Here is a 7,808-nt window from a genome sequence, read left to right on the forward strand (position 1 = left end):
TTTGGTTGATCAGCTAATTTAGCCATACAAATCGTCATAGAACCTATTAAAAGCAACATCCACACTAGCGAGGTTGGCGAGGGTTTGGTAACTTGCTATGGCCTGATTCCCCGACAACCCATAGCTTGCGCGCAATTTCAGGTTAGACACGGTGGGGTTATCTTTCAGGAAGTCCTCTTCGGAAACCGCCCAGGCCAATGCACCTGAAGGGAAAAATGCAAATTTATTGTTGGCACCGAACCGCGACGAGCCATCGTACCTTGCCGTAAGGGTAACGTAGTATTTATTGGCATAATGGTAATTGGCCCGCCCCAGGTACGATATCAGTTTGTTGTCGCTAAAAGATGACGAAGGCAAAGCCTTTGTGGCAGCCGACTGGATATTGTACGTTTCATAGATATCGCTCAAAAAGCCAAGTGCTGTGCCGCTGTTCAACCCATCCGACCGGCTATCCTGATAAGTCATTCCGGCCAGCACGTTCAGGGAGTGGTCACCGAACTGGTTATTGTATTCGAGCGTATTCTCATTGAGGAATGAAAAGCTGCTTCCATACGTCCGGGCTGCCCGTCCGAAAACAGGCTGTCCATCAGCGTCAGTACCCTGCCCCAGTGTAATATTGCCAGGGTAGTAGGTATCTGACTTGTTGTTCGATTGATCCAGGCCGGCACTCACGTTTACTTTCAACCCCGCCGTTAGCTGGTAGGATAACTGCACGTTGCCCAGTAACCGCAGGCTATGGGATGGATTGTGCCAGTTCCTGGATAGGCCAACGGGATTCGTTTCACCCCACGGTACGCCCGTGACGCGCGTATAGGTTCCATTTTCATTATACACGCCATCGGTGGGTGGCATGACCATCGTGGTAAAAGGAATCCCCCCACTGCCGTCGGCACTTTGATACTGGGCTCTTTCGTATACCGAATGTTGTACCGAAAAACTGCTATTGAACTGTAACCGTTCACTTAACTTCTGATCCAGGTTAACCCGGAAGGAATAGCGGTCGAACCCCGAGTTCCGGATAATCCCATCCTGGTTGAAATACCCGAAGGAGCTGTAATATTTCGTTTTGTCACTACCGCCTGACAGCGATACGTCGTGGCTTTGCACCATAGCCGTGCGGTAAACGAGGTCCTGCCAATCGGTACCCTTGCCAAGTGCATCGATTTCCTGTGGTGTCCACGGCAACGATTCTCCATCGTTTGCAGCCACTTCATTCTGCAATTGCGCAAACTCCGACGCATTGATCAGATCGATTTTTTTCCGCAGGTTCTGTGCACCGGCATATCCGCTGTAAGCGATGGTCGGTTCGCCTGTTCTCCCCTTCTTGGTGGTGATCATGATAACGCCGTTTGCTCCCCGTGAGCCGTAAATCGCAGTAGAGGAAGCATCCTTCAATACGCTGACACTTTCCACATCATTCGGGTTAAGCTGCGAAGTCAGCGCATCCAATGGCATGCCATCCACCACATACAACGGTTCGTTGCTCGCTCCGAGGGAGTTAGTTCCCCTAATCTTGATTCGCATAAACTCGCCTGGTTGTCCGGATGCCTGCGTAACCTGCACGCCCGCAGCGTGCCCCTGCAAGCCTTGCGCCACGGTAGACACCGCGTTGACTTGGGTAAGTTTATCGGCAGAGACCGATGCGATAGAACCCGTCAGGTCCGACCGCTTTACGGCCCCATAGCCCACCACCACCACCACCACCTCGTCCAAGTCTTCGCCCACGGCAGGTTCCATAACGATCCGCATCTGATTGGCGGTCACTGTACGTTGCACCGTTTGATAGCCAAGGTAAGAGAACGTAAGCCGGCTACCCACCGTAGCCTGCACGCGGAATGCGCCGTCGTCGTCGGTGGCCGCTTCCCGTCCTGTACCCTCCACCTTGATGGACACCCCCGCCAGCGGGTCGCCCCGTTCATCCACGACCCAACCTTCCGCATACTGCTGTACAGCTATCATCGGAGCGGCACCTGTCGCTTTTTCCGGCGCGGCTTTTTTTATCAGGACTACGCCGTCATGCATGCTGTATGCCAACGGCAGCCCTTCCGTGATTTGCTCCATCGCTTCTTCTAGCGAAAGGTCTTTGGCTTCGAGGGTTACCCGCCATGCCTCTTTAAGAAGCCCGTGTTCATAGATAAAGCGGTATTTCGTTTGTTTGGTCAGGTCGTCCAATACCGTTTTGATCGGTCGGCTTTTTACGTGCAACGTTACCGTTTGCCCAGACGATTTGGCCTGTAGGCCTAGCGAAAAAAATACCGTGAAAAACAACACCAATTTCATGGTAACTAGGGTAATAAATAAATTATTCATAAATTTGAAATGATAGGGTTATTCTATTGGTTTCGAATAGCGCACCAAGCAATACCTTATTCGTTTCCGGAGGTAGTCGCATACCTTCGGATTTTTTTTGCTTGGCAAGTTTTCATACAATTACTTATCTATAAACCTCCTTTCTTTTAATGCTTAGTAAACGATCAACTTCTTTCCATCAATGGCAAATTTCCTTCCACTCATTTCGGCTAGCAGCGCACATACGGGTGCCAAGGTTTCGCTGCGCTTGATACCGCCCACAAACTGTTTGTCAGGCAGCGCTCTCTTTACCGTCACTTCGATTCCATACCATCGCACCAATTCATCCAAAATATCACCCATGGTCTTCCGGTTGAAATAGAAATATCCTTCTTTCCACGCCAGGGCCTCTTCAATATCCACCGGAGCCACATCCATGCGTCCGGCGGCAGTAGCTACCACGCCCGTACCCGGCAGTAGCTCTTGGGTTTGCTGCCCGTTGCTTACACGGATCTTCCCTTCCGTAAGGATGGCTTTCACCGAGCCATCTTTGCGATGACTGTTTACGTTGAAAGCCGTGCCTACCGCCACGATTTCGAGGCCTTTCGACTGCACGATGAAAGGTCGCTCCTTATCTTTCGCCACCTCAAAAAAAGCCTCACCCACCACGCTTACCCGCCGCTCGTGAGCCGCAAATGTAACCGGAAAGCGGAGCGTGGCGTTTGAGTTGACCCACACGCGCGTGCCATCCGCCAGCGTCAGTTCATAAACCCCGCCCACGGGCACGTCCAACTGGTGGTATACGAGTGCGTCGGCTTGCTTTTCAGTATTTTTGTAGGTAATGGCCCCTTCTCCAATATCCAGTGCAACACCATCGGTCAGCTGTTGGTGCAGGGGTGCGTCCCCGAGTGCCATGGTACTCCCATCGGCCAGCGTTAACACAGCTTTCTGCCCACCCGGCAGCACATCGTTTTTATGGCCATATCTGGCATCTGCGACCACGCCGGATTCCGTGGGCGTATTCACTAGCCACCACCCCGCCAGCAGGAATATGGTCAGGGTCGCAGCTACTCCGAGGCCCGTGGCCCAGCGCCCAACCCGCTTGCGGCGGTAGCGCGACAGGATGGTCTCCCAATCCGCACGTTGCCTGAAACCATCCAACCGCGCCAGCTTGGCGGTAAGCACCTCATTGTCTTCGAACGCTTCCAGCAGTTTGCGTGCTTGCGTATCCTGCCGTACCAGTTCCGCGAGGCGCTGTTGCTCTGCTTCGGTGAGTGTGCCTTCCACATGGCCTTTGATCAGCTTTGTCAGCTCACGCTGTTGGTTGTCCATTGCCTTTGTTGTTTTCGTCTATAACTATCCATAAGGAACACGAAAATGGAAAAGGGGTGGAAAAAATTTAATATTTTTTAATACAAGAGGAAAAGAAGCAGTGTAAGCGCCTGCGGGCTTATTTTGCGCCGCAGGAGGTTTATAGCCCGCTGCTTTTGGCTTTTTATGGTATTGATGCTTACGCCGAGGGCAGTGGCGATTTCATGGTTCTTCTTCCCATCAAGGTACGCTAATTTGCAGATCTCGGCACAGCCCTTCGGTAGCGAGTGGAGCGCGGCGTGCAGCTCGCCCAAAACCTCTGCTTGCATCATGTGGTGGGTGATATCGCGCTCTTCGGTTTCGGCCGGCGTATACGTTTTGAAAATACGTGTGCCCAAGTTGTGCCGCCGCACACTGTTCAGCGCCGCATGTTTAACCATGCCATAGAGGTAATGGTGTTCCGATCCGGGCGACACCCGGCCCAGCTGGTTCTTTTCGAGCAGCGATACAAACACATCCTGCACCAAGTCTTCCGCCGTTTCTTCGCAGGAAACGATGCGGCAAGCAAACTCGCACAACCGTGCATAGTAGCGGGTAAAGAGTTCTTCCGGTGTCAGCATTCGTTGGTTTTCTTTCATACTGCCTATCCTTCGATTGTTGTGCAGCTTGTCGCACCAACACCCTTGCTCCGTGCCGGTACGATAATTGGCTATCCGCATCTGGTACACAAAAGTAACAAGCGTATTACACGCTTCATTAACTTCAATTAACAAGTTATTCAGTCAGATTAACATGGACGAGTTCAATCAACTACGTAAATGACATTCGCTACCGCCCTGGCGGAACGCAGCCGACAGCTATTTCAAAAAAGGGATATCGCTTAATTAAGACATCTCCGTTACCGGATAGCGAGGTACGCGCGAGATACGGAGTTCGCCATCGAACTTTATTAATGTTGCCCACCAGCTATCCGGCCAACCTTCACGCCGCCAATACAACAAAAAAACGGGCTGTCTCCTATCAAGGAAACAGCCCGGCACGTATTCTGGGCACTCCGCAGGGTACCCCCTCCCGCTAAAGGATAATGGTGGTTAGTATCTCACTGAACCGTGGCGCCGGATTGACACCGCTACCCACGTAAGCCGCACGGAACTCGTACTGCCGGTAGCTTTCGAGCCCTTCCAGCGTTACGCGCGATTGGCTGGCGATGGTGGTAGTCCATTCTTCCGCACCCACCAACCGGTGCTCAAACCGGTACAGGCGGGCATTGCGCTGGTACTTCACGCTCAAATGGGCCATACCCGAACCCGGCGTGTCATACTTCACGCGGAAGTCGGCAACGTCCGGCATGTTGCCAGCGCCCCCTGCAGGTTTCCGAATGCCGAAGCCCGCGCTCAGGATGATGGCCCTGTCGCCGGCGGCAACCTGCTCAACATAGAGGGCCAAACCCCGCAACGTGAGCTCCAACTGCTCGCGCTTTTGGTTTTTCACCTCCACCTTGTGGCGGTCGCCCAGCGCAGCATCAGCCAGCGCGGTACGGTACTCCTCCAAATGGGTTTCCAGCACCGTAAGTTCCGGTGTGGGCGTTGGGAAACTGGCGTTCCCACTCATCTTGGTAAATACATTTTCAGCCTCCGTATCTAATTGCGTGTCTGAATAATTTTTGAAATTGTATATTGTCTTTGACATGATCGTTAAAATTTTAATGTTAAAAATTGAGTTTATGTCGGCCCAGGTCTGCAAGTGGTGAGGTGCGCACGGCGGGCCCCGTGGCGCAACGGCCTCCGTAATCTCTATACGGATTCGTCCAACCCCTACATGGATTGGCCTAAACCCTACATGGATTGGTCCAAACCGGAGTACGGAACGCGCAACCCCTACATGGATTGACCTAAACCCTACGTGGATTGGCACAAACCGGAGTACGGAACGCACAACCCCTACATGGATTGACCTAAACCCTACATGGAGTCGCACAAACCGGAGTACGGTACGCGCAACCCCTACATGGATTCGCACAAATCGGAGTACGGAACGCGCAACCCCTACATGGATTCGCACAAATCGGAGTACGGAACGCGCAACCCCTACATGGATTCGCACAAATCGGAGTACGGAACGCGCAACCCCTACATGGATTCGCACAAATCGGAGTACGGAACGCGCAACCCCTACATGGATTCGCACAAATCGGAGTACGGAACGCGCAACCCCTACATGGATTCGCACAAATCGGAGTACGGAACGCGCAACCCCTACATGGATTCGCACAAATCGGAGTACGGAACGCGCAACCCCTACATGGATTGACCTAAACCCTACATGGATTCGCACAAACCGGAGTACGGAACACGCAACCCCTACATGGGTTGACCTAAACCCTACATGGATTCGCACAAACCGGAGTACGGAACGCGCAACCCCTACATGGATTGACCTAAACCCTACATGGATTCGCACAAATCGGAGTACGGAACGCGCAACCCCTACATGGATTGGCCTAAACCCTACATGGATTCGCACAAACCGGAGTACGGAACGCGCAACCCCTACATGGATTGGCCTAAACCCTACATGGATTCGCACACATAGGAGTTAGGAACGCGCAACCCCTACATGGATTGGCCTAAACCCTACATGGATTCGCACACATAGGAGTTAGGAACGCGCAACCCCTACATGGATTGGCCTAAACCCTACATGGATTCGCACAAACCGGAGTACGGAACGCGCAACCCCTACATGGATTTGCCTAAACCCTACATGGATTGGCCTAAACCAAACACGTTCCGGACGAATATCCATGCTACTAATTCTTACCCTTTCCATGTTTATATTTTCTTCTCTTTGCATACTGCATTGCGTTATATAAGAACAAATTACTACGAAAAGGAAGGCGGCGTTAGGAAGATGGGGTACGGTATAAAATTTGCCCGCGCCCAGTCTATACCCTTTTCCGGTATTATGCACCGGAAAAAGAGAAATACACAGTACATTTACCGTGTATCAGTAAGGTGGCATCAGGAACAAATAAATATACTTATTTGTTTTTCAGCGCTTTGCGATATTCACTTGGTGTTCGTGAAAATTTTTCACGGAAAAGTGTCGAAAAATGGCTCGCATCGGCAAAGCCCACCCCGTAGGCAATGTCGCGGATAGGGGTATCCGTGGTACGGAGCAGGCGGGCAGCTTCGTCCAAACGGCGGAGATTGATGTAGGGTATGGCCTTGAAGCTACGGCGCTGGAATACCTTCTTTAAGCCATCCACCGATAGGTTCACCGCGTCGGCGATAAGGGTGTAGCTAAGGTTCGGGTTGCGGAAGTTTTTGTCGATGTAGTCAGCTGCCCGGTGAAACTGCGTTTCGGCCTGTTTGCCGGGGTCATCGCCATACTGTTCAATGCGCTCGGCATACCGTCGCATAAGCCGTACAAACTGTTGCTGCACAAACCGGTGCCGGCCCATCCCCTGGCGGTCGCAGGTGCGGATGCCCTCCAATATGCGGAAGTCTTCTTCCGCCGCGCGGTAGTATTGCCACGGGTGGATTTTCCAGTCGTCCGGTATATTTTTGAGTTTAGCCAAGGCAGGAGAATCTTCGACAAGGGTATCCAGGAGGCCGTGCGAGCAAGCCACATAATAGCATTGGTGCACGCCGGCGTTAGCAAAAAGCCGGTGAAGGCCACCCGGCACGGGGCATCCGGCCAGATCCTGTGGGTGGGGACCGATGGCGTCGCCGTACCCCCGTATAGCCATTTGGAGATTCCCTGCACGGGAATAGCCGATAACAATACAATCGTGTGAGGCACGCCAGCGCCCCCATGTCGGGCGGTTACAGGTGAGTTGCAAAAAGCCGAATGAGAGCCCGAAGCTCGGTTGCGATTCGTGGATGAAGCAGGTGGTTCGGTTGCGATAGCCAACAGCAGGCAACAAGGGCGCCACGAGTCCGTCGGGCGGATCGGCGAAGAAAGCCACGTCTTTCCGCATGGGGTTACTGTAGCTGAAGGTCAGTGTAGGATACATTTGGCTTGACGTTGTAATTTAGCAGATCCACCAGATTGCCCGATTGGTACCGCAAAACGTATAACCGGAACCACCCTTCAATCCGCCACATAAATAATATTCGCCACCGGGCGTTGGCCGAAATGATCGTATCTTTTCATGCTGTCAAATGTACATTAAATCCTTCGATTACACACAAGCGGATAAAAAT

At 52.4% G+C, this 7,808-nt stretch carries 7 protein-coding genes; 2 read left to right on the forward strand and 5 right to left on the reverse strand.

What is annotated here, in order from left to right; all coding sequences use genetic code 11:
• Positions 1-18 precede the first annotated feature (18 nt).
• The 4 genes from NGM62_RS21110 to NGM62_RS21125 all read right to left on the reverse strand — a co-directional run bounded on the left by NGM62_RS21110 (position 19) and on the right by NGM62_RS21125 (position 5,289).
• Positions 19-2,310 carry a SusC/RagA family TonB-linked outer membrane protein gene (locus tag NGM62_RS21110; RefSeq protein ID WP_262250301.1) on the reverse strand — a complete coding sequence of 764 codons (2,292 nt, stop codon included), beginning with the start codon at positions 2,308-2,310 and terminating at the stop codon, positions 19-21.
• A gap of 153 nt (positions 2,311-2,463) precedes the next feature.
• Positions 2,464-3,621, reverse strand: a complete 1,158-nt coding sequence (locus NGM62_RS21115) for a FecR family protein (protein WP_262250302.1) — start codon at positions 3,619-3,621, stop codon at positions 2,464-2,466.
• Between the two features lie 77 nt (positions 3,622-3,698).
• Positions 3,699-4,238, reverse strand: coding sequence for an RNA polymerase sigma factor (locus tag NGM62_RS21120; RefSeq protein ID WP_262250303.1), 540 nt, complete (start codon positions 4,236-4,238; stop codon positions 3,699-3,701).
• 436 nt (positions 4,239-4,674) lie between these two features.
• Positions 4,675-5,289, reverse strand: coding sequence for a fibronectin type III domain-containing protein (locus NGM62_RS21125; RefSeq protein ID WP_262250304.1), 615 nt, complete (start codon positions 5,287-5,289; stop codon positions 4,675-4,677).
• 276 nt (positions 5,290-5,565) lie between these two features.
• Between NGM62_RS21125 and NGM62_RS21130 the strand changes: the two genes are divergently transcribed.
• Positions 5,566-5,910: a hypothetical protein gene (locus tag NGM62_RS21130; protein WP_262250305.1), complete on the forward strand. Its 345-nt coding sequence runs from the start codon at positions 5,566-5,568 to the stop codon at positions 5,908-5,910.
• Between the two features lie 138 nt (positions 5,911-6,048).
• Complete coding sequence (locus tag NGM62_RS21135; RefSeq protein WP_262250306.1) at positions 6,049-6,192, forward strand: hypothetical protein; 144 nt, start codon at positions 6,049-6,051, stop codon at positions 6,190-6,192.
• A gap of 448 nt (positions 6,193-6,640) precedes the next feature.
• On the opposite strand, the gene NGM62_RS21140 is transcribed toward NGM62_RS21135, so the two are convergent.
• Positions 6,641-7,618, reverse strand: coding sequence for a helix-turn-helix transcriptional regulator (locus NGM62_RS21140; RefSeq protein WP_262250307.1), 978 nt, complete (start codon positions 7,616-7,618; stop codon positions 6,641-6,643).
• Positions 7,619-7,808: the final 190 nt, after the last annotated feature.

The organism is Parapedobacter soli (assembly GCF_025460835.1).
In the GTDB taxonomy this organism is placed as follows: domain Bacteria; phylum Bacteroidota; class Bacteroidia; order Sphingobacteriales; family Sphingobacteriaceae; genus Parapedobacter; species Parapedobacter soli.

Excerpts from the sequence above, each read along its gene's own strand:
- NGM62_RS21140 (WP_262250307.1), bottom strand. The coding sequence starts at position 7,618 with ATGTATCCTACACTGACCTTCAGCTACAGTAACCCCATGCGGAAAGAC.
- NGM62_RS21135 (WP_262250306.1), top strand. The coding sequence starts at position 6,049 with ATGGATTCGCACAAATCGGAGTACGGAACGCGCAACCCCTACATGGAT.
- NGM62_RS21125 (WP_262250304.1), bottom strand. The coding sequence starts at position 5,289 with ATGTCAAAGACAATATACAATTTCAAAAATTATTCAGACACGCAATTA.
- NGM62_RS21130 (WP_262250305.1), top strand. The coding sequence starts at position 5,566 with ATGGAGTCGCACAAACCGGAGTACGGTACGCGCAACCCCTACATGGAT.
- NGM62_RS21120 (WP_262250303.1), bottom strand. The coding sequence starts at position 4,238 with ATGAAAGAAAACCAACGAATGCTGACACCGGAAGAACTCTTTACCCGC.
- NGM62_RS21110 (WP_262250301.1), bottom strand. The coding sequence starts at position 2,310 with ATGAATAATTTATTTATTACCCTAGTTACCATGAAATTGGTGTTGTTT.
- NGM62_RS21115 (WP_262250302.1), bottom strand. The coding sequence starts at position 3,621 with ATGGACAACCAACAGCGTGAGCTGACAAAGCTGATCAAAGGCCATGTG.